18 protein-coding genes are annotated in these 20674 nt (G+C 60.5%); 10 read left to right on the top strand and 8 right to left on the bottom strand.

Annotated features, from left to right (window positions below; all coding sequences use genetic code 11):
• Positions 1-150: 150 nt before the first annotated feature.
• Complete coding sequence (locus tag G6N74_RS02190; RefSeq protein WP_165113728.1) at positions 151-783, top strand: MarC family protein; 633 nt, start codon at positions 151-153, stop codon at positions 781-783.
• A gap of 94 nt (positions 784-877) precedes the next feature.
• On the opposite strand, the gene ssb is transcribed toward G6N74_RS02190, so the two are convergent.
• Entirely contained in the window at positions 878-1408 is a 531-nt protein-coding gene (ssb, locus tag G6N74_RS02185) for a single-stranded DNA-binding protein (protein ID WP_165113726.1), read from the bottom strand.
• A gap of 213 nt (positions 1409-1621) precedes the next feature.
• Positions 1622-2146 carry a dual specificity protein phosphatase family protein gene (locus tag G6N74_RS02180; protein WP_312857821.1) on the bottom strand — a complete coding sequence of 175 codons (525 nt, stop codon included), beginning with the start codon at positions 2144-2146 and terminating at the stop codon, positions 1622-1624.
• Positions 2147-3038: 892 nt separating this feature from the next.
• Between G6N74_RS02180 and uvrA the strand changes: the two genes are divergently transcribed.
• From uvrA to G6N74_RS02165, 3 genes are read left to right on the top strand one after another with little or no spacing between them, the layout of a single operon-like run.
• Entirely contained in the window at positions 3039-5960 is a 2922-nt protein-coding gene (uvrA, locus tag G6N74_RS02175) for an excinuclease ABC subunit UvrA (protein ID WP_165113720.1), read from the top strand.
• 41 nt (positions 5961-6001) lie between these two features.
• The gene (locus G6N74_RS02170) at positions 6002-6499 is read left to right on the top strand and encodes a GNAT family N-acetyltransferase (RefSeq protein ID WP_165113716.1); all 498 of its coding nucleotides are present in this window, start codon (positions 6002-6004) and stop codon (positions 6497-6499) included.
• Between the two features lie 26 nt (positions 6500-6525).
• Positions 6526-7332, top strand: a complete 807-nt coding sequence (locus G6N74_RS02165; protein WP_165113714.1) for a DUF72 domain-containing protein — start codon at positions 6526-6528, stop codon at positions 7330-7332.
• Here the strand turns inward: G6N74_RS02165 and G6N74_RS02160 are convergent.
• Positions 7310-7945 carry a TetR/AcrR family transcriptional regulator gene (locus G6N74_RS02160; RefSeq protein ID WP_165113712.1) on the bottom strand — a complete coding sequence of 212 codons (636 nt, stop codon included), beginning with the start codon at positions 7943-7945 and terminating at the stop codon, positions 7310-7312. The genes G6N74_RS02165 and G6N74_RS02160 overlap by 23 nt on opposite strands.
• Before the next feature lie 101 nt (positions 7946-8046).
• On the opposite strand from G6N74_RS02160, the gene G6N74_RS02155 reads away from it, so the two are divergent.
• Positions 8047-8805 (top strand): SDR family NAD(P)-dependent oxidoreductase, encoded by a 759-nt coding sequence (locus G6N74_RS02155; RefSeq protein ID WP_165113710.1) that lies wholly within the window; start codon positions 8047-8049, stop codon positions 8803-8805.
• A gap of 379 nt (positions 8806-9184) precedes the next feature.
• Here G6N74_RS02155 and G6N74_RS02150 read toward each other — a convergent pair whose 3' ends face one another.
• Positions 9185-10738, bottom strand: a complete 1554-nt coding sequence (locus tag G6N74_RS02150) for an NAD(P)H-hydrate dehydratase (RefSeq protein WP_165113708.1) — start codon at positions 10736-10738, stop codon at positions 9185-9187.
• A gap of 361 nt (positions 10739-11099) precedes the next feature.
• On the opposite strand from G6N74_RS02150, the gene G6N74_RS02145 reads away from it, so the two are divergent.
• Together G6N74_RS02145 and glnA are read left to right on the top strand one after the other, a co-directional pair.
• Positions 11100-11438, top strand: a complete 339-nt coding sequence (locus G6N74_RS02145) for a P-II family nitrogen regulator (RefSeq protein ID WP_091913600.1) — start codon at positions 11100-11102, stop codon at positions 11436-11438.
• A 59-nt stretch (positions 11439-11497) separates the two neighbouring features.
• Complete coding sequence (gene glnA / locus G6N74_RS02140) at positions 11498-12907, top strand: type I glutamate--ammonia ligase (protein ID WP_165113706.1); 1410 nt, start codon at positions 11498-11500, stop codon at positions 12905-12907.
• 102 nt (positions 12908-13009) lie between these two features.
• Here glnA and G6N74_RS02135 read toward each other — a convergent pair whose 3' ends face one another.
• Positions 13010-14056, bottom strand: coding sequence for a class I SAM-dependent methyltransferase (locus G6N74_RS02135; protein WP_165113704.1), 1047 nt, complete (start codon positions 14054-14056; stop codon positions 13010-13012).
• Between the two features lie 293 nt (positions 14057-14349).
• Between G6N74_RS02135 and G6N74_RS02130 the strand changes: the two genes are divergently transcribed.
• Positions 14350-16347, top strand: a complete 1998-nt coding sequence (locus G6N74_RS02130; RefSeq protein ID WP_165113702.1) for a putative bifunctional diguanylate cyclase/phosphodiesterase — start codon at positions 14350-14352, stop codon at positions 16345-16347.
• Positions 16348-16373: 26 nt separating this feature from the next.
• Here G6N74_RS02130 and G6N74_RS02125 read toward each other — a convergent pair whose 3' ends face one another.
• Positions 16374-17123 (bottom strand): sulfite exporter TauE/SafE family protein, encoded by a 750-nt coding sequence (locus G6N74_RS02125; RefSeq protein WP_165113700.1) that lies wholly within the window; start codon positions 17121-17123, stop codon positions 16374-16376.
• Positions 17124-17221: 98 nt separating this feature from the next.
• On the opposite strand from G6N74_RS02125, the gene G6N74_RS02120 reads away from it, so the two are divergent.
• Positions 17222-18109 carry a LysR family transcriptional regulator gene (locus G6N74_RS02120; protein WP_165114417.1) on the top strand — a complete coding sequence of 296 codons (888 nt, stop codon included), beginning with the start codon at positions 17222-17224 and terminating at the stop codon, positions 18107-18109.
• A 68-nt stretch (positions 18110-18177) separates the two neighbouring features.
• Here G6N74_RS02120 and G6N74_RS02115 read toward each other — a convergent pair whose 3' ends face one another.
• Complete coding sequence (locus G6N74_RS02115; protein WP_165113698.1) at positions 18178-19215, bottom strand: glutamine synthetase beta-grasp domain-containing protein; 1038 nt, start codon at positions 19213-19215, stop codon at positions 18178-18180.
• A 414-nt stretch (positions 19216-19629) separates the two neighbouring features.
• On the opposite strand from G6N74_RS02115, the gene G6N74_RS02110 reads away from it, so the two are divergent.
• The gene (locus G6N74_RS02110; protein WP_165113695.1) at positions 19630-19830 is read left to right on the top strand and encodes a DUF2735 domain-containing protein; all 201 of its coding nucleotides are present in this window, start codon (positions 19630-19632) and stop codon (positions 19828-19830) included.
• 48 nt (positions 19831-19878) lie between these two features.
• Here G6N74_RS02110 and G6N74_RS02105 read toward each other — a convergent pair whose 3' ends face one another.
• A complete protein-coding gene (locus G6N74_RS02105) occupies positions 19879-20670 on the bottom strand; it encodes an ATP12 family chaperone protein (protein WP_165113693.1) in 792 nt (263 codons plus the stop codon).
• Between the last annotated feature and the right edge of the window lie 4 nt (positions 20671-20674).

The following is a 20674-nucleotide window of genomic DNA, read 5'->3' as shown; positions in this document are numbered from 1 at the left end:
TCAAATGGATACCGACGATTCGGGCAATCCTGCGACACCATGTCGAAAATATGCCTCCCAAGAAATCGGGAGGCCTTTGCCCTGATCTTGCCGTGAGGGGACTGGCGCGCGGAAAGCCGGCAATGTAGCCTGCGCGCAGGAGGACGCGGGATGCCGAATTTCGATAGTGTTTTCAACGCCTTCGTGACGCTCCTGGTCACCATCGACCCGCCGGGGCTGGCACCTATCTTTCTGGCGGTGACGCGGGGCATGACACGCGCGCAGCGCAGTCAGGTTTCGATCCGCGCCAGCGTCATCGGCTTCGGCGTCATGGCGTTGTTTGCCATTGCCGGCGCATCGATCCTGTCAGTGTTCGGCATCACCCTGCCGGCCTTCCGCGTCGCCGGCGGTTTTCTGTTGTTTTTCATTGCCTTCGAGATGGTTTTTGAAAAGCGGCAGGATCGGAAGGAAAAAATATCGGATGTCGCAATCACCAAGGATCACATCCACAACATCGCGGCGTTTCCGCTGGCGATCCCGCTTATCGCGGGTCCCGGCGCCATCTCGGCGACGGTGCTGCTGTCAGGCTCGTTCCAGGGCTGGGCCGCGCAGGCAGCGCTGGTGGGCATCATCTTCCTGTGCCTCGCCCTCACCTACCTCGTCTTCATCCTCGCAGAGCGCATCGACGGCCTGCTCGGGCAGACCGGACGCTCGATACTGACACGGCTTCTTGGCGTGATCCTGGCGGCATTGGCCGTCCAGTTCGTCGCCGATGGCATCAAGGCCATGATGGCGGTAGGCTGATCGGTTTTCGGGGCAGCCGGCAGGACTATCGACGGAGGCTGCCGGAACAGAAAATGAGTTCGCGGGAGCGTCGGACGCCCCCGCGAAAAATCAATCAGAACGGGATTTCGTCGTCGAGATCGCGCGACGAACCGCCACCGCCGCCGCCCCGGTTTCCACCACCACCGCCGCCACCGCCACGGTTGAAGTCATCGTTCGGGCCGGACTGGCCGAAATCCGAACCGCGGCCACCGCCGCCGCCATAGCTTACCTGGCCGCCGTCGCCGCCCTGCCCGCGCGCATCGAGCATCTGCAACTCGCCACGGAACTTCTGCAGCACGATCTCGGTCGTGTAGCGTTCGTTTCCGGTCTGGTCCGTCCATTTGCGGGTCTGCAACTGACCCTCGACATAGACCTTCATGCCCTTCTTCAGATACTGCTCAGCGACCTTGGCGAGATTGTCATTGAAGATGACGATATTGTGCCACTCAGTCTTTTCCTTGCGCTCGCCGGAATTCTTGTCGCGCCAGCTTTCAGAAGTGGCGACACGAATGTTGACGACCGGTTCGCCCGAGTTCAACCGCCTGATTTCCGGGTCCGCGCCGAGATTACCAACCAGAATGACCTTATTGACGCTACCCGCCATGACACCGCTCCGCGCTTATCCTAACAAAACCGGCAAATTCGCCGGCACACCTTAGCCCATAGACACCATCCCGGCCACAACGGGGATGAAATTCAGGCTCTGTCCACAAGTTGTTTGTTCTTATTTTGTTCTAAACTGCAATTCGCTGTATTTCAAGCGCTGCCATCAGATTCCTCGTCTTTTTCGACCGGAAGTCTCGATTGTCGCGAAATCCTAGCCGCTGGGCTGGCCAGACAAGGCACCAAAAGCTTGCAGAGTCAGGTCCATGGCGTAGGTCCGGCTGAACGGCATCGAAAAATGCCCGTACCTGATCGAAAGTTGGCGCGCGGCCTCTTTGACATCCACACCATCGACCGCAGCCAGATAGAGTGCCGATACCAGCCCGCTGCGATCAGCGCCCGACTGACAGTGAACGAGCAGCGGCTTCCTGGCCTTGCGCATTATCGCAACAAGCCTGGCGATCTGCTTGCTGTCCATCTCCGTGATCGAACTGACGCGAAAATCGATCTGCTTGATCCCAAGTTTTGCGTTTTCCGCCTTCTCGGCCTCGTACCAGGCGAAGCCATCATGCGGACCTCTGAGGTTGATGACGGACTTCACCCCGTATTTGTTGGCGTATGCTTCGAGTTGACGAGGCGTTGGCTGCGCCGCCCGATAGAGTTCGCCGGGCACGACCGTATGGAAGTTTCCGGAAAGCTGCAGATCCCAAAGGAACGCGCCGAGCGCCAGCAGCGGCACTGCGAGAGCCACTGAGATCCAGACGCCTGCCCGCGCAGGCATCAATCTTTTCCCAAACACCATCATACTCAAGGCCTCGCGAAACCGGGCGATGCCTTGTCTTGATGAAAAAGGACGTCGGCACTGGTAGGCGCAATTTCCTCAGCGATTGCGGCAAATCGCGGTTAGCCGTGAGGCGGCACGGCGGCGGAGATTTGTTATTGTGGCGTCAAATGGCGTTTCGAGGGGATGTCGGCCCGGATCACGAAAGCAGCCTCGCCGCTCATTCAAGAGCGGTCGAGGCTTTGATGACATTCTTGCCAACTGCCGGGAGTGTTTTACCGGCTTTACTTTCGGATGCTACGCGGCTTCAGCTAACGATCCGACTAGTGGTCTCTGATTTTCGTTTTGGGGACGGCAGGTCACAGTCTGCCGGGCAAGCCCGGCACTTATGCCTGGCGCGGCTCCGCGCATTCGCAGAGCCATTGGGAACTATCAGGTGGGGTCATGCCTCGCTCCTGTGTCAGTTTCTCCAAAGTCTTCCGAAGCGCTTATTCGCTCGTTTGCGGCGTCTCGCAAACCGCCTACCGGCTGCGAAGAACATCAAAGGATGCTCGGCTCCAGATGACATAGGAAGTCTGCTCCTTCGATTTTTCAACGTCAACCGCGGGGAGCCTTGCCGGCAAAAATGTGATCGGCATGTAACATTGGCCCTGCAACTTATGCACAATATGTCAGGAGCGTGTTCGGCCTTTGTTCTTTCCGCTTGCTCCCCCCGGCCAAAGGCGGCTAAACCCTGCTGACAGCGAGGGGCGATGCGTCCCTCGACAGAGCGGTAAAAATACCTACATGACCGGTTGGCCGGACAAACCAGCCAATCCGACAAATTCCTGATCGAGGCGGCAGACCCGGCATGGTCGACCATAAATATCTTTCCATTCGCGGCGCGCGCGAACACAATCTGAAAAACATCGATCTCGATCTTCCCCGGGATTCGCTGATCGTCATGACCGGCCTCTCCGGCTCGGGCAAGTCGTCGCTGGCATTCGACACGATCTATGCCGAGGGCCAGCGCCGCTATGTCGAGAGCCTTTCGGCCTATGCGCGCCAGTTCCTCGAAATGATGCAGAAGCCGGATGTTGACCAGATCGACGGGCTTTCGCCGGCTATTTCCATCGAGCAGAAGACGACCTCGCGCAATCCGCGCTCGACGGTCGGCACCGTCACCGAAATCTACGACTATATGCGCCTGCTGTTCGCGCGCGTCGGCGTTCCCTATTCGCCGGCGACCGGACTGCCGATCGAGAGCCAGACGGTCAGCCAGATGGTCGACCGTGTGCTGGCGCTGGACGAAGGCACGCGCCTGTTCATCATGGCGCCGATGGTGCGCGGCCGTAAGGGCGAGTATCGCAAGGAACTGGCCGAGCTCCTGAAGAAGGGCTTTCAGCGCGTCAAGGTCGACGGCGTTTTCTACGAGATCGCCGACGTTCCGGCATTGGACAAGAAGTACAAGCACGACATCGACGTCGTGGTCGATCGTGTCGTCGTACGTGGCGATCTGGCGACGCGGCTTGCCGATTCCATCGAGACGGCGCTGAAGCTTGCCGAAGGACTGGCCGTCGCCGAATTCGCCGACAAACCGCTGGACGCCAGCCAGACGGGAGAGGATTCCGTCAACAAGTCGAAGAACGAGACGCATGAGCGCATCCTGTTCTCCGAAAAATTCGCCTGCCCGGTTTCCGGCTTCACCATTCCCGAGATCGAGCCGCGGCTGTTCTCGTTCAACAATCCTTTCGGCGCCTGCCCGGCCTGCGACGGCCTCGGCAACCAGCGCGCCATCGACGCAACCCTGATTGTGCCCGACGACAATGTCTCGTTGCGCGATGGCGCCGTCAGCCCATGGGCGAAATCGACATCGCCCTATTATTCGCAGACGCTGGAAGCGCTGGGCAAGGTCTATGGCTTCAAGCTCGGCGACAAGTTCAAGGACCTGACCGCGGAAGCGCAGGAAGCGATCCTGCGCGGCACCGGCGAGCGCGAAATCGCCTTTACCTATGATGACGGGCTTCGGTCCTACAAGACGACGAAGACTTTCGAAGGCGTCATCCCGAACCTCGAGCGCCGCTGGAAAGAGACGGAATCGGCCTGGATGCGCGAGGAGATCGAGCGCTTCATGTCGGCGACGCCCTGCCCCGTCTGCAACGGCTTTCGCCTGAAGCCGGAAGCGCTGGCGGTGAAGATCGCCGGCAAGCACATCGGTGAGGTCACGGCCCTGTCGATCCGCAAGGCCAATGGCTGGTTCGAGGACTTGCCTGCCTCGCTCAACGACAAGCAGAACGAGATCGCGGTGCGCATCCTCAAGGAAATCCGCGAGCGCCTGCGCTTCCTCAACGATGTCGGCCTCGACTATCTGACCATGGCACGCAATTCGGGCACGCTGTCGGGCGGCGAAAGCCAGCGCATTCGCCTGGCCTCGCAGATCGGCTCCGGCCTGACCGGCGTGCTCTATGTGCTCGACGAGCCGTCGATCGGCCTACACCAGCGCGACAATGCGCGCCTGCTCGACACGCTCAAGCACCTGCGCGACCTCGGCAACACGGTCATCGTCGTCGAGCATGACGAGGATGCGATCCTGACGGCCGACTATGTCGTCGACATCGGCCCTGCCGCCGGCATCCATGGTGGCAATGTCATTGCGGAAGGCACGCCGGCCGAAGTCATGGCCAATCCCAATTCGATCACCGGCAAATATCTGACCGGCGAGCTCGAAATCTCCATGCCGCGCCATCGCCGCGAGATGAAGAAGGGCCGGCGCATCAAGATTGTCGGCGCGCGCGGCAACAATCTGAAGAACGTCACCGCCGAAATCCCGCTCGGCACCTTCACGGCTGTCACCGGCGTTTCGGGCGGCGGCAAGTCGACTTTCCTCATCGAGACGCTGTTCAAGGCCGCCTCGCGCCGCATCATGGGTTCGCGCGAGCATCCAGCCGATCATGATCGCATCGAGGGGCTGGAATTCCTCGACAAGGTCATCGACATCGATCAGTCGCCGATCGGGCGCACGCCGCGCTCGAACCCGGCGACCTATACCGGCGCCTTCACGCCGATCCGCGACTGGTTCGCCGGCCTGCCGGAAGCCAAGGCGCGCGGATATGCGCCCGGCCGTTTCTCGTTCAACGTCAAGGGCGGTCGCTGCGAAGCCTGCCAGGGCGACGGCGTGATAAAAATCGAGATGCACTTCCTGCCCGACGTCTATGTCACCTGCGACGTCTGCCACGGCAAGCGCTACAACCGCGAGACGCTGGACGTCACCTTCAAGGGCAAGTCGATCGCCGACGTGCTGGAAATGACGGTCGAGGAAGGCGTCGAGTTCTTTGCCGCCGTGCCTGGCGTGCGCGACAAGCTGGAAACGCTGGCCAAGGTCGGCCTCGGCTACATCCATGTCGGCCAGCAGGCCAACACGCTGTCCGGCGGCGAAGCGCAGCGCATCAAGCTCGCCAAGGAACTGTCGCGCAAGGCAACCGGCAAGACGCTCTATATCCTGGATGAGCCGACAACCGGCCTGCATTTCCATGATGTGGCAAAGCTTCTTGAAGTGCTGCATGAGCTCGTCGACCAGGGCAACACGGTCGTCGTCATCGAGCACAATCTCGAAGTCATCAAAACCTCCGACTGGGTTCTCGACCTCGGTCCTGAAGGCGGCGACGGCGGCGGCGAATTGGTTGCCTCAGGCCGTCCGGAAGATATCGCCGAAGAACCGCGCAGCTATACGGGGCAGTTCCTGAAGGAGCTGCTTGGGCGGCGTCCGGGCCGGAAGGCTGAAGCGGCGGAGTAGAGCGGGCGCATCAAGGCGCTAGTCATTCGGAAAGGGTCTCTATGCAGATCAGAAGAGCACTTTCCGACGATTTGTCGGCCGTCGTAGCGCTCACCGAGCAGGCCTATGCGCCCTACACGGCATTGTTTGGCGCACCGCCGATCCCCGTTACCGAGGACTACGCACCTCGGATTGACGCCGGCGAGGTCTGGCTGCTGGAAAGCGATGGCGAACTGGCAGGGCTTGCGGTGTTCGAACTGCACGAAGATCATTTACTTGTCTTCAGTATCGCAGTCTACCCTGCGTTCCAGGGCAAGGGCCTCGGCGTCACCTTGCTGCGTTGGCTGGAGGACAGGACTCGCGCGGCCACCTTGCCGGAGATACGGCTCTACACCAATGCCCGGATGGAGCGGAACATTGCGCTTTATCTGGCTTATGGTTTTCACGAGACGGGCCGCCGGCCAAATCCCGTTCGGCCAGGCTGGGTAGTTGTCGATATGGCGAAGGATGTAGCTCCTGCGGAAGATGCGGGACAGGCCCAAGCGATCGATGTCGCTTGACCGAATGTAGAAACGGAGGAGAAGCAATGAGCAGTTCCGGAAAAATCCGCGCCGGCATGGGCGGCTGGACGTTCGAGCCGTGGGACACATCCTTCTATCCGGAAAAACTGTCCAAGGCGAAGCAGCTGCAGTTCGCCACCCGGCAGGTGCCGACCATCGAGGTCAACGGCACCTATTATTCCAGCTTCAAGGAGCCGACCTTCGTCAAATGGGCCAATGAGGCGCCGGACGGTTTTGTTTATGCGCTGAAGGGCAACCGCTTCGTCACCAACCGCAAGGTGCTCGGTGAAGCCGGCGAATCCATGATGCGGTTTCTCGAATCCGGCGTTGCGGCACTTGGCGAGAAACTCGGGCCGATCCTATGGCAGTTCGCGCCGTTCAAGAAGTTCGACGAGGACGATTTCGGCGCGTTCCTGAAACTGCTGCCGGAAAAGCAGGACGGCGTCAAACTGCGCCACTGCGTCGAGGTGCGCAATCCGAGCTTCGTCGTGCCGGAATTCGTCGCGCTGGCGCGCAAGCACGATGTCGCCATCGTCTTTGCCGACCATGCCACCTACCCCGCCATTGCCGACGTCACCGGTGATTTCGTCTATGCACGGCTGCAGACAGGCTCGGACGATATCCCGACCTGCTACGCGCCGAAGGCGCTCGATGAATGGCTTGCTCGTGCAAAAACATGGGCGCAGGGCGGCGTGCCGGACGATCTGCCCCGCGCCGATCCTTCAAGCGATGCGCCGATGAAACCGCGCGACGTCTTCGTCTACTTCATAACCTCCGGCAAGGTTCATGCACCGCATGGCGCCATGGCTTTCATGGAGCGCGTGAAGGGCTGATGCCCGCAGAGCCTGAGGTCAGGCCGTCCCACGCAGCCATTGCTCCTTCGCCGATCGAAAGCAGCCTTTCGCGCGAAGCTCCATCGCGCGCCTGGATCGACATGCCCTGCTGGACGGCGAGATAGAAGACGGAGACTGCCTCGCAATCGACCGTTGCCGGCAGTTCGCCCTGTACGATCGCAAGCTTCAGGCGATTCTTGAAGTCTTCCACATTGGCTTGCCGCCTGTGACTCAGATCGCGGAAGACCTCCAGATTGCCGTCGCTGGGATTGAGCGCGCCAAGCACGATCAGGCACCCCTTGGGATCGCCGGGCTCGCTGAACGCGATTGCCGAGGCGCGCAGAAAATTCGCCATCGCTTCCCGCGCCGTGCTCGGGCTTTCGAACGCTTTCCAGATATCGACGCCTTCGGTTGCGCTGTAGAGATCGGCCGCTTCGCGAAACAGCGCTTCCTTGCAGCCGAAGGCGGCGTAGAGGCTGGGCGAGTTGATGCCCATGGCGGTCGTCAGGTCCGACAGCGACGCGCCATCGTAGCCCTTCTGCCAGAATACGCGCATCGCCTGCTGCAAGGCCGCATCGCGGTCGAAGCTGCGTGGCCGGCCCTTCTGAGACATCGAACACCTTTCTGTTATGATCGATACATAAAGCCCTTGACCGCCTTCGGCAAGAGTGTCATCTATTTTGTATTGATTGATACAAAAAGGCAGTGAACAAAATGTCTACCAATGAAAACACGATCGAACTTCATGGCAAGGTAGCACTGGTGACCGGCGGCAGCCGCGGTATTGGCGCCGCGATCGCAAGGCAACTTGCCCGCGCCGGTGCCGATGTCGCGCTGACCTATGTGCGCTCCGCCGAAAAGGCCGAAGCCGTCGTGAAGGAGATCGAAGCACTCGGCAGGCGCGCCCTGGCGATACAGGCCGACAACACGGACGCTGAAGCCGTCGAAGCATCCGTGGCGACCACCGTGGCTCAGTTCGGACGCCTCGACATCCTCGTCAACAGCGCCGGCATCTGGCATGCCGGCCCCCTGGACACGGTAACGCTGGCACAGATGGATGAAACGATGGCGGTCAATTTCCGCGCTCCGTTCATCGCATCGAAGGCAGCCGCAGCCGTCATGCCCGAAGGCGGACGCATCATATCGATCGGCAGCAATCTTGCAGAACGCGTGCCGGATGCAGGTATCGGCCTCTATTCGGCAAGCAAGGCGGCACTTGTCGGCCTGACCAAGGGCCTGGCGCGCGATCTCGGCCCGCGCGGCATCACCGTCAATGTCGTGCACCCCGGCTCTACCAACACCGACATGAACCCCGCCGACAGCGACCATGCCGACGCCCAGCGCGGCCGGATGGCAATACCAAAATACGGCTCCCCCGACGACATCGCCGGATTGGTCGCGTGGCTGGCTGGCCCACAAGGCCGCTTCATGACGGGAGCCGCATTGACCATCGATGGCGGCGCCAACGCCTGATTCCAAAACGTCGCTTTTCGCGCGGCGGGCCAACGGTGCAGAGACCGCGGAGAACTTCAGGCATCAAAAGTGTACGGCTCGGGTTTTTAATTCATCTCACAAGGTCTAGACTTGCCGTGGACAGGTGAGTGGCGGGGATACCACCCAACCAGGATGAATGATGGCAATACGCCTGACACTGGTGCTTGTGCTTCTGGCGGGCTTTGCGTTTGCCTTCTCCAAACTGGCCAAGCACAACAATGGAGAAGACCCGGGCTCTCCTTGCCAGGAATGGTCGAATCCCGACTGCCGCCCGCCAGGAGTTGCCCCTCCATCTTGATGCGCAGCGGAACGAAACAGCGCCCACGGCGTTGAGGCGCGCATGCGGATTTTTCCGGTGTTAGCTCAGGGTTTTCCCCGCAGCTAGGGAGCCTGGTGGTACAGGCAATGCGCCGGGCTCCCGCAAATTCCGAAGGACAGAAAGCAGCGCCAACGGCAGATCCTCGGCGATCAGCCCCGGCCCAAACCGCTGCGCTGCATCGGCGTGTATCCAGACGGCGGCGCATCCCGCTTCGAAGGCAGGCATGCCCTGAGCCAGCAGGCCGGCGCAGATGCCCGCCAGCACGTCGCCGGAACCTGCCGTTGCCAGCAAAGGCGTGCCGTTGGAATTGATCGCGGCCCGCCCGTCAGGCGCTGCGATCACCGTGTCCGGCCCCTTGTAGACGACAACGGCGTTGGAAAGCCGAGACGCGGCGCGGGCTTTTTCCAGCTTCGACAGTTTTTCGTCCTCGGCAATGCCCGGAAACAGCCGGCGAAACTCCCCTTCATGCGGCGTCAGGATCGCCCGTGGCGCGCCCATGCGATGCAAGGCGGCAAACAATGCCTCAGGCTGCGCGGCTAGCGACGTCAGCCCGTCGGCATCCAGCACGAGCCCCTTTGGCGAATTTTCCGCCGCCGCCAGCAAATCGAGAAGAAAGTTTCCGACGCCCGGCTCCGGTCCCAGCCCAGGGCCGTAGACCAGCGCTTCCGGATGGCGCGCATCGAGAAAGCCGAACACTTCCTCCAGCGTGTCGGCCTTGCGCAGCATGATCGAGGTCAGATGGCTGGCATTGACGGAAAGCGAGAGCGACGGGGACAGCACGGTGACCGCCCCTGCCCCGATCCGCGCCGCCGCCATCGCGGCCAGCCGGGCAGCGCCCGTTGCCGAAGGCCCGCCGGAAAAGACGCCGACATGGCCGCGACTGTATTTGTAGGCGTCCAACGCAGGCATCGGAAACTTATCCAGCCAAAGCGCCGGCACGTTTTCGAAGCAGCGAGCGCCAACGGCGTCAATTACCTTGTCGCCGATGCCGATATCCGCAACGACGACCTCGCCGCAGAGGTTGCGCCCAGGCAGAAGCAGATGGCCGGGCTTCTTGCGCGCGAAGGTAACCGTGATCGTCGCCTGAAAAGCCTCGCCAAGTGTTGCGCCGCTTTCACCCGAAAGCCCCGACGGCAGATCGACCGAAACGACCGGGACCTTCATGTCTGCGGCGAGCTGTGCAGCGCGACCAGCCTCCGCGGAAAGCGGTTTCGACAGCCCTGCCCCATAAAGCGCGTCGACAACGAGCGCGCCGGGTTTCATTTCAAAATCACCGAGCGGCTGAGCCTTGAGCTGACAATCTGCGGCGGCCAGTGCCGCATCGCTGCCCGGCTTAGGCGATCCCTCGGCCCAGAGTTTGACGGCGCATCCTGTCTCAACGAGCGCTTTGGCGACGACGTAGCCGTCACCGCCATTGTTGCCGGGGCCGCATAGAACATGAACCGTCGAGGCGGAGGCAAACCGCGCCAGAACAAGCGCCGCGACAGCAGCGCCGGCATTGCGCATCAGCGCATATCCATCGAAAGGACCGCCTTCGATCGCGAGGCGATCGGCCTTGGCCATTTCATCGGGTGTCAGGATTTCATGCGACATGCGAGCGGCCTGTTCGACCCCTTTGGGGAAATCATGATTAGCACACCGCACCGGCCCGCCGAAATGCAGGACGACAAGATAGATGTTCCGCGCGTCGCGTAGAATCCGGCGCAAACAAAAAGCAAATGCCCAAAATTTAGGCGGATTGCATAGTTTTTACCCCGTTGCAAAAGCACTCCGATAAGCGATATTCAGGGTATCGCTTAAGCGCCCTGCGCTTTGCCCGAAAAACGCAATTTTTTTCGATCTTTGCGGATTCGAAGAAGGTTTGTTGCGCCTTTAGGCATCTGGCACGCTTCCTGCTTTGTGATGCGCAAGCGGGGCGACACCCGTACAGTCCCTAGCGGAGGCCGCATTTTACATGAAAAAGATCGAAGCGATCATCAAGCCTTTCAAACTCGACGAAGTGAAGGAAGCGCTTCAGGAAGCAGGCCTGCAAGGCATTACCGTCACCGAAGCAAAGGGCTTCGGACGTCAGAAAGGCCATACCGAGCTTTATCGCGGCGCTGAATACGTCGTGGACTTCCTTCCCAAGGTGAAGATCGAGGTTGTGCTCGGCGACGAATCCGTCGAAGCGGCGATCGAGGCCATTCGCAAGGCGGCCCAGACGGGCCGCATCGGCGACGGCAAGATCTTCGTCTCCAACATCGAGGAAGTGGTGCGCATCCGCACCGGCGAAACCGGCATCGACGCCATCTGATCGGCCAAGCCGACAGAATTTCGTTTCAACGCCATCATTAAAATCACAGGAAACGCGACATGACGACAGCCAAGGATATTCTCAAGCAGATCAAGGACAACGACGTAAAATTTGTCGATCTGCGCTTCACCGACCCGAAGGGCAAGCTCCAGCATGTGACGATGGATATCTCCGAGGTCGAGGAAGACATGTTCGCCGATGGCGTCATGTTCGACGGCTCGTCCATCGCCGGCTGGAAGGCCATCAACGAATCCGACATGGTTCTGATGCCCGATCCGGAAACCGTCCACATGGACCCGTTCTTCGCGCAGTCGACCATGGTCATCCTGTGCGACATTCTCGATCCGGTCTCCGGTGAGTCCTACAACCGCGATCCGCGCGGCACTGCCAAGAAGGCCGAAGCCTACATGAAGGCAGAAGGCATCGGCGACACCATCTTCGTCGGCCCGGAAGCCGAATTCTTCGTCTTTGACGACGTCAAGTACAAGGCCGACCCCTACAACACCGGCTTCAAGCTCGATTCGACCGAACTGCCGTCCAACGACGACACCGACTACGAGACCGGCAACCTCGGCCATCGTCCGCGCGTCAAGGGCGGCTACTTCCCGGTTCCGCCGATCGATTCCTGCCAGGACATGCGCTCGGAAATGCTGACCGTGCTCACCGAAATGGGCGTTCGCGTTGAAAAGCACCACCACGAAGTGGCTGCCGCCCAGCATGAGCTCGGCGTGAAGTTCGACGCACTGGTGCGCAACGCCGACAAGATGCTGCTTTACAAGTATGTCGTGCACCAGGTCGCCAACGCCTATGGCAAGACTGCAACCTTCATGCCGAAGCCGATCTTCGGCGACAACGGTTCGGGCATGCACGTGCACATGTCGATCTGGAAGGACGGCAAGCCGACCTTCGCCGGTAACGAATATGCCGGCCTGTCGGAAAACTGCCTCTATTACATCGGCGGCATCATCAAGCACGCCAAGGCCATCAACGCCTTCACCAACCCGCTGACCAACTCCTACAAGCGTCTGGTTCCGGGCTATGAAGCACCGGTTCTGCTCGCCTATTCGGCGCGCAACCGCTCGGCCTCTTGCCGCATCCCCTTCGGCTCGTCGCCGAAGTCGAAGCGCGTCGAAATCCGCTTCCCCGATCCGGGCGCGAACCCCTACCTCGCTTTCGCAGCCCTGCTGATGGCCGGCCTCGACGGCATCAAGAACAAGATCCACCCCGGCCAGCCGATGGACAAGGATCTGTACGACCTGCCGGCGAAGGAACTGAAGAAGATCCCGACCGTCTGCGGTTCGCTGCGCGAAGCCCTGCAGAGCCTCGACAAGGACCGCGGCTTCCTGAAGGCCGGCGGCGTCTTCGACGACGATCAGATCGACGCCTATATCGAACTGAAGATGGCCGAAGTGATGCGCTTCGAAATGACCCCGCACCCGGTCGAATTCGACATGTACTATTCGGTGTAAGGCGAGTTCACATCGCTGAAAAACAAAACCCCGGCGGAAACGCCGGGGTTTTTGTTTGATAGGCCTGCTGCGATGCCGGCGGCCTGTCTGAATTCCGAGAGATCAGTCCTTTTTGCGGATGACACCGTAGACGATGTTGCGGTTTTCGCCGAAGAACACCTCCGCCTCGACCGTGTTGCGGTCAACGCTGGCGTTGATGATCTTCCACATATCGGCTTCGGTACGCAGCAGCAGCGCCCAGTTCATGAAAGTTTCCATGTAGCCGTCGTCGGTCAGTTCCGGCGAGAAGTTGGCGAACAGCAAGGTGCCCTTGGGCTTGAGCATGCGCAGGCACCGCCTGTTGAGCCTGATCGCCACGGCGTCGGTGAGATAATCGTAGAGGCCGGCGGAATAGACGAAATCGAACGTGCCCAGCTTGTAGGCGTCCGTCAGCAGGCCGCGTACGGAACCGTCAATGGCCTCGACGGGCGTTCCGGCATAGTCGCGCGCGACCGATCCCACGCTCAGCGGATCCTGATCAAGCGCGACCCAGCGCGCTATGCGCCCCTGCTCCAGCGCGACCGAACTGCCGGCCTCGCGAAGATGGCCCGATGCGATCGCAAGCACTTCCGTCCCGCCGCCCCTCTCCTCGGTAATCTCGTCGACATACTGCGCCAGGAGATCGCGGCGCTCCCGCACCGCCACGCATGAGGGGTAATATTTGCTGTACGCATAAAGCGCGCTGCCGATCGGAGAGGCCTCCGCCACATCCTCCCGGATATTCTCGTGCTGATAGATGAAGTCGAGCAGCCGGGCATCGCCCGAATAGCCGCGAGGCTTTTCGAACGACCAGCGGGTAAACGGGTCCTGGTGAAAATAATCGGCAACGGGATGTTCCTGTGCCAGCGGTATCAGCGCCTGCCAGACACCTGGCTCGACTTTGCGCCGCATCTTGTGCAGCGCCTCGACAGTCCAGCGCATCGTCTGCGCGGGATCATTGCCAGCCTCGAACCACTGCCGTGCCGAATGGAGGACAAGGCCGAGTTCCGCCGTCGCGGTCGCGAGATGATCGCTACTGCCTTGGGAGGGATAGAGGGCCGCCATGTCGGCTGCGATGGCTGTTGGGGTGATAAGGCTTTCGCCATCCAGTACCGGCTGCGGTTCATTCATGCAATTTACGCCCCCGCGTTAATCATTTGTTAACCTATGTTTAAGCCGCGGCGGGCGCAACTCAAGCCAAACCGTCGCGCATGGTTAATAACATTGAAGTGATTTTCTTCATGCTTTGCTAACGCTGCCGCGGAATTGGCACAGCGTTTAACGGAAACTTGTGTTCCTGACGCGAGAATGCCCCGCAGTCTGAAGGTTCCCGCATTGCGGATAGTGTTCGAAGCAGCGAAGGCGTTGTTCAACAGGCAGCCTAGTCGGCAGGCGTTGAGTCACCGCATTTCGACGGAAAGCGCATGACACAAACGATGGCCGACCCGATCGACAGCGATCTGCAAGGACCAATAGAGCGTCCTTCGCCTGCGCTTCTGCAGACGCTTTACCGCAAAGACAGCGAAGAAATGCAGCGCGTGGGCATCCGCCAGGGGCTGTGGGCCGCAGTCCTCGTCTATCTGCTCTTTTCGATTACCGACATTCTGCTCATTCCCGACGCCGCCCTGCCGGCGATCGCAGTGCGTTTCACCGTCGGCATCGGCACATTGATAATGGTGGAATTGCAGTATCGCGAGAATGCGCCTGCAGCCCGTATGGACCTTACCTGTGCGGTGGCCTTGGTTCTTGCATATGTGGGCTGGCTCTTCGCGGCCATCACGACGCGACATACGGAGACGATTTCATACTATCTGGTATTTGGGGCCATCTTCATGATGAGCGCCAACCTGTTTTTCAGCTTCAGGTTTCAGTTCTCCATTCTCGTCTCGGGCGTCATGCTCCTGGCGTCCTTGTCCGTGCTTTTCTATCTGTTTCCATACAACCGAATCTATCAGCTTTCCTTCGGCATATTTCACGTTTCGTGCTTCATCTTCACGTCCTACGTGAACTGGAAACTGAACAGGGAGCGATACAACGTCTTCCTGAATGCGCTGGAAGCCAAGATGCAGCACAAGGAAGCGACCGAACGGGGCAAGGCGCTGCTGAAGCTTTCCCGCACGGACCCGCTGACGGGCCTGGAGAACCGCCGTGCCGTGGATGAACGGTTGCGCGACCATTGGGGCGCCTGGCAGCAGCAGGGACGACGCTTTGCCGTACTGCTGATCGATGTCGACTTCTTCAAGCGATACAATGACTGCTATGGCCATCAGGAAGGCGACCGCTGCCTGATCTTGGTAGCCGCCGCGCTCAGCAAGACGATCGAGGCCCATGACGCCTCGATCGGCCGCTATGGTGGCGAGGAATTCATTGTCATCACCTCGCTCGACAAGCAGGAAGAGGTGGCCGACTTTGCCGACGAAATACGCAGCACGATCGAGAAACTTGCGCTCAGGCACGACCAGCGCCGCGATGGCATGCAGATCGTCACGGTAAGCATCGGCGCCGCCTTCACCCGGCATCAGACCGGCGCCAAGCTTGAAAAGATCATCCACGAAGCAGACCGTGCGCTCTATTTGGCCAAGGCCAGCGGCCGCAACTGCGCGAAGCTCTTCGATCCCAACGACCCGCAAAGCAGCGACGAGAGCGAAAACATCGCAGCCCTTCTGAAGATCGCGATCGAGAAAGATCTCGTCTCGCTCGTTTACCAACCCATCCAGAACGTCAAGACTGGCCGGGTCGAAGCGCTGGAGGCGCTGATGCGCCTTAACATGCTGGACGGCACCTCCGTCCCGCCGAGCCTGTTCATCCCGGTCGCGGAACGGACAGGTGCAATTCTGGAGCTCGGCCGCTGGGCGATAAGGACGGTGTGCCGCGAATATCTTTCCAACGACCACACGCGCATCGTCAGCGTCAATGTCTCCCCCATCCAGCTCAAGGCCCCCGGCTTTGCAACCTCGGTCGCCGCGATACTTGGTGAAACGGGCATTGCAGGCAACCGCCTTGCCTTCGAGATCACCGAAGGGCTCGAGATGGAAATGCATTCCGATGTTCTGCGCTGCATCTCCGACCTCAAGCTTTTGGGTATCAAGATCTGGCTCGACGATTTCGGCACCGGTTTTGCCGGCCTGTCATGGCTGCGCCTGATTGATTTCGACACGGTCAAGATCGACCGCTCTTTCCTGCACGACTGCAGCTCGCCACGCGGCGAAGCGATGCTCCAGGACATTGTCAGCCTGCTCAGGAATCGCGGGCCCAAAATCCTGGTCGAGGGCGTGGAGGTCGAAGACCAGATGGAACTGATACGCGAACTCGGCATCGACCAGGTCCAGGGCTTCCATGTCGGCCGGCCGGCCCGGGTGGAAAGCATCAGGGCCGAAGCACCGGTCCGGCAACGCCAGTTGCCCATACAGAAATCCGCATAATCACGGGCTGGGCACCTCTGGCGCCATCAAAGCAACGGCCTTATCAGCATCTCGGCGCCGAGCAGAAGCAGGCCAAGCAGGAACCAGCGGCGGAATGCCGTCGGGCTCACCTTCTTTCGCACCACCTGCCCCACCCACATGCCTGCAAGAGTCGGCGCTACGGCGAGCGCCGACATCGAAACGTTCCCCAACTGGAACGCACCGTGCCAGGTAAGACTGGCCGCAAGCGCGATGGTCGAAACGGTGAAGGAAAGGCCCAGGGCCTGGATCAGCTCGTCCTTTTCGAGGCCGAGCGCCTGGAGATAGGGAACCGCCGGAATAACGAACACACCGCTGCCGCCGGTTACGACGCCGGTGGTCACCCCGATCAATGGCGACAACCATCGCTCCAGTCGAGCCGGCACGACGAACTGACGGGCCATGAGCGTGTAAGCGGCATAAACCAACAGCGCCGCGCCAAGGGCGCTCGTCGTAAGGCGCGTATCGCCGCTCGTCAGTAGCGACGATCCTGCGACCGTTCCAACGACGATCGCCCCCATCATGGGCCAGAACCGCGAGATCAGCGGCCAGAAGCCCGGGCCGGTGAAGAGCTGCCAGACATTGGTGACGAATGACGGCACGATCAGAAGGGTCGCAGCCGCAACGGGCGAAACCAGCGCTCCCAACACGCCCATGGCGACCGTCGGCAGCCCCATTCCGGTAACGCCCTTGACGATCCCCGCAAGGAAGAAGGTGGCGGCGACCGTGCCGATGAGCCATGTAGACGATTCCATCATGGCTGATCTTCGCGATCTTTTTCACCGGCCACAATGCGGATGATCCGCAGGTAGCCTTCGGCTGGCCCGAAGGCTACTTACACGCTAACATGCCCGTCATGCATTTCGACCTCACCGACCTCCGCCTGTTCCTTGCCGTCATTCAGGCGGGCAGCATCACGCATGGCGCCGCCGAAGCCCACCTGTCGCTTCCGGCGGCCAGCGAGCGCCTGCGCGGTATGGAACTGGCCGGCGGCGTCAAGCTGCTCGAACGGGGGCGCAGAGGCGTGGCACCGACAGAGGCGGGAGAAGCGCTCGCTCATCATGCCCGACTCATCCTTCGCCAGATGGAGCATATGCAGGGCGAGCTCGGCGAATACGCCAATGGCATCAGGGCAACGATCCGCCTGCTGGCGAACACCGCGGCCATCACCGAGTTTCTGCCCGACAGGCTTGGGCCCTGGCTCGCCGCCCATCGCCGCATCGACGTCGACCTAAAGGAGCGCCAGAGCTCGGAGATCGTGAAGGCCATCTCGGCCGGCCTTGCAGACATCGGCATCATTTCCGATGCCACCGATTCAAGCGGATTGCAGCTTCGCCCCTTCGCGATCGACAGGCTTGTTGTCGTTGTTCCGCGCAGCCATCCGTTGGCAACCGCCAGGAAAATAGCCTTCGCGGATATCCTGCAACATGAGTTCGTTGGGCTCGCCGAAGGCAGCGCCTTGCAGGATTACATCGAGGCGCAGGCCGCCCGTACCGGAACGAAATTGAAATTCCGGATGCGCGTGCGCACCTTCGAGGGTATCTGCCGCCTGGCGGCTCACAGTGTCGGCTTTGGCATCGTGCCGGAGACCACGGCCCGCAGATGCCAACGCCCGATGGCGATCGTCTCGCTGCGCTTGACGGATGCCTGGGCAACGCGCCGCTTGAAGATCTGCTTTCGCTCGGGGGAAGAGCCGTCCCCGGTCGCAAGCGATATGATTTCGCATCTGAGTGCGGCTGCATGACGAGCAAAGCGCACAAAAAAGCCCGGCGGTTTCCCGCCGGGCTTTCTCGTTGAACCAGATAAGAGGCGTTACGCGGCAGCCTTCTTGGCTTCCGCCGAGACGGAATCGATCGTCTTCAAGATCTGCGAAGCGATCTGGTAGGGGTCGCCCTGCGAGTTCGGGCGGCGGTCTTCCAGATAGCCCTTGTAGCCGTTGTTGACGAAGGAGTGCGGAACGCGGATCGAAGCGCCGCGGTCAGCCACGCCGTAGCTGAACTTGTTCCACGGTGCGGTCTCGTGCTTGCCGGTCAGACGCTTGTCATTGTCCGGGCCGTAGACGGCGATGTGGTCCATCAGGTTCTTGTCGAAGGCAGCCATGAGCGCCTCGAAATACGCCTTGCCGCCCACTTCGCGCATATAGGTGGTCGAGAAGTTGGCATGCATGCCCGAGCCGTTCCAGTCGGTGTCGCCCAGCGGCTTGCAGTGGAACTCGATGTCGATGCCATACTTTTCGCACAGGCGCAGCAGCAGGTAGCGGGCCATCCAGATCTGGTCGGCGGCGCGCTTGGAGCCCTTGCCGAAAATCTGGAATTCCCACTGGCCCTTGGCAACCTCGGCATTGATGCCTTCATGGTTGATACCGGCTGCCAGGCAAAGGTCGAGGTGCTCCTCGACGAGTTGGCGGGCGATGTCGCCGACATTCTTGTAGCCGACGCCGGTGTAGTAAGGGCCCTGCGGGGCCGGATAGCCGGATTCCGGGAAGCCGAGCGGGCGGCCGTCCTTGTAGAAGAAGTATTCCTGCTCGAAGCCGAACCATGCACCCTCGTCGTCGAGGATGGTGGCGCGCTTGTTCGAAGCGTGCGGGGTGACGCCATCCGGCATCATGACTTCGCACATGACCAGCGCGCCATTGGTGCGGGCCGGATCGGGATAGATCGCGACGGGCTTCAGCACGCAGTCGGACGAATGGCCTTCGGCCTGCATGGTGGACGAGCCGTCGAAGCCCCACAGCGGCAGTTGCTCGAGGCTCGGGAACGAATCGAATTCCTTGATCTGGGTTTTCCCGCGCAGATTGGGGACCGGGGTGTAACCGTCCAGCCAGATATATTCGAGCTTGTATTTTGTCATGCCGGCCTCTCGTAACCAGTTCGCTTAATCTTTGAGGAAGCGCTGAAATGCGCCCGGCCGTCATGGGCCGAGTACCTCAATGCTGAAAAAGCAAGTAGCGTGCCACTTGCGCCGACTTGGTAGAATCCGGTGCAAAAACTCCAGGAAAAGCCAGCCCTTGCGACAAAATGGCCAGCGGAGTGCAGGCTCCTCGGGAGGAAAATGGCGATGCTTAGAGTTGCCAGGCTCGCAGATGCGCTTTGGCCTATCGCACTGCACATGGTTCAAAGATGCCGCACGAACCGGCAAATATAAGATCGCCTAAAAAATGAGCAAAACAAGATATTTTACTGTTCATATTGCACAAAACTGATGCACGCCCTATCTTCTCTTTATCCAATGCGGCTATCGCGCCGTCGAGGGAGAGACACGACAATGACTAGTACTGGCATTCATCGTGAATCGGCCAAGATCTACACCTTCAAAGCGAAGGTTCGCTCAACGGCCGATAGTTTTCATGGAAAAACCGGCTCGGTTACAGAGCTCGTAGCAAAGCGTTTGCCCAATATTGCTTGCGGCAGCGCATGGTATCATGAGGAAGCAGTTCAGAGCGCCGACCGCGATCTGAAGAGCTGAACCTCCGAGCCAGGATTGAATGCGTTCCGGATTGCCCGGAACGCTCATTTAAGCTTTCAACGCTTCAAGCAATGCGATCGCCGCCATGAAATCGCGTTTGCGATAATTACGCCGCGCGACCGCTTCCGAATCCTGGCCCCATTGCTCGATCTGCCAGTCCTCGTCGACATGCGCGGCGTTCCAGCCCGTCTCGGCGTCTATCTCACCGGTCTCTACCGCCAGCGCCAACAGGGCTGATCCTGTCAGCGTCGTCATTACATGAAGCGACGCAAGTTTCAGCGGCTCTGCGCGCTGGCTGAGATGAATGCCGATTGCACCGATCGCCTCGCGCGGCTGCTCGACATGGATGACGCCCTCGGTCAGCACGAAGCGCGCGCCGAGCGAAGCGCGAGCCCAATCCAGTACGCCGTCCCAGGCTTCGGCCTGCCGCTCGACCAGCTTTTCCGGCGCCTCGGCGCGGTAGCAGAGAAGATCCGACGAGGCGAAGCGCAGGATATCCTCCAGGACGGCCTGCGGGTCGGTAGCGACACCATCGATCGCCGTGTTGACCAGCCGCATCGCCGGCATGGTCGTCGGATCGATATTTTCCTCTTGCGCTGAAAATTCCGCGGCGACCAGTTCGGCCGCCTTGGCCGTCGGCAAGGTCAGGATCGCCTTGGCGGGTGTGCGAACCGGCTTGCCGTCGAGATGCACGGCAAACCCGTCCTCGACGGGCGCGACCGCGACGGTTTTATAAAACCGCTTCGGTAACTGCCGCTTCAGCTGGCTTTGCGCCCGGCGGATCGGATCCGGGTCCGACAGCAGGTCGCTGATTTCGAGATCGTTCAGAATTTCACGCATCTTG

Source organism: Mesorhizobium zhangyense, from assembly GCF_011045115.1.
GTDB lineage: Bacteria > Pseudomonadota > Alphaproteobacteria > Rhizobiales > Rhizobiaceae > Mesorhizobium_M > Mesorhizobium_M zhangyense.
The sequence above is the reverse complement of the archived record's forward strand: the minus strand, read 5'-3'. Positions and strand labels throughout refer to the sequence as shown.

Coding starts and splice junctions, on each gene's coding strand:
- G6N74_RS02160 (WP_165113712.1), bottom strand. CDS start 7,945: ATGTCTCAGAAGGGCCGGCCACGCAGCTTCGACCGCGATGCGGCCTTG.
- G6N74_RS02115 (WP_165113698.1), bottom strand. CDS start 19,215: ATGACAAAATACAAGCTCGAATATATCTGGCTGGACGGTTACACCCCG.
- glnA (WP_165113706.1), top strand. CDS start 11,498: ATGACGACAGCCAAGGATATTCTCAAGCAGATCAAGGACAACGACGTA.
- G6N74_RS02155 (WP_165113710.1), top strand. CDS start 8,047: ATGTCTACCAATGAAAACACGATCGAACTTCATGGCAAGGTAGCACTG.
- uvrA (WP_165113720.1), top strand. CDS start 3,039: ATGGTCGACCATAAATATCTTTCCATTCGCGGCGCGCGCGAACACAAT.
- G6N74_RS02190 (WP_165113728.1), top strand. CDS start 151: ATGCCGAATTTCGATAGTGTTTTCAACGCCTTCGTGACGCTCCTGGTC.
- G6N74_RS02130 (WP_165113702.1), top strand. CDS start 14,350: ATGACACAAACGATGGCCGACCCGATCGACAGCGATCTGCAAGGACCA.
- G6N74_RS02165 (WP_165113714.1), top strand. CDS start 6,526: ATGAGCAGTTCCGGAAAAATCCGCGCCGGCATGGGCGGCTGGACGTTC.
- G6N74_RS02150 (WP_165113708.1), bottom strand. CDS start 10,738: ATGTCGCATGAAATCCTGACACCCGATGAAATGGCCAAGGCCGATCGC.
- G6N74_RS02105 (WP_165113693.1), bottom strand. CDS start 20,670: ATGCGTGAAATTCTGAACGATCTCGAAATCAGCGACCTGCTGTCGGAC.
- ssb (WP_165113726.1), bottom strand. CDS start 1,408: ATGGCGGGTAGCGTCAATAAGGTCATTCTGGTTGGTAATCTCGGCGCG.
- G6N74_RS02170 (WP_165113716.1), top strand. CDS start 6,002: ATGCAGATCAGAAGAGCACTTTCCGACGATTTGTCGGCCGTCGTAGCG.
- G6N74_RS02135 (WP_165113704.1), bottom strand. CDS start 14,056: ATGAATGAACCGCAGCCGGTACTGGATGGCGAAAGCCTTATCACCCCA.
- G6N74_RS02120 (WP_165114417.1), top strand. CDS start 17,222: ATGCATTTCGACCTCACCGACCTCCGCCTGTTCCTTGCCGTCATTCAG.
- G6N74_RS02125 (WP_165113700.1), bottom strand. CDS start 17,123: ATGATGGAATCGTCTACATGGCTCATCGGCACGGTCGCCGCCACCTTC.
- G6N74_RS02110 (WP_165113695.1), top strand. CDS start 19,630: ATGACTAGTACTGGCATTCATCGTGAATCGGCCAAGATCTACACCTTC.
- G6N74_RS02145 (WP_091913600.1), top strand. CDS start 11,100: ATGAAAAAGATCGAAGCGATCATCAAGCCTTTCAAACTCGACGAAGTG.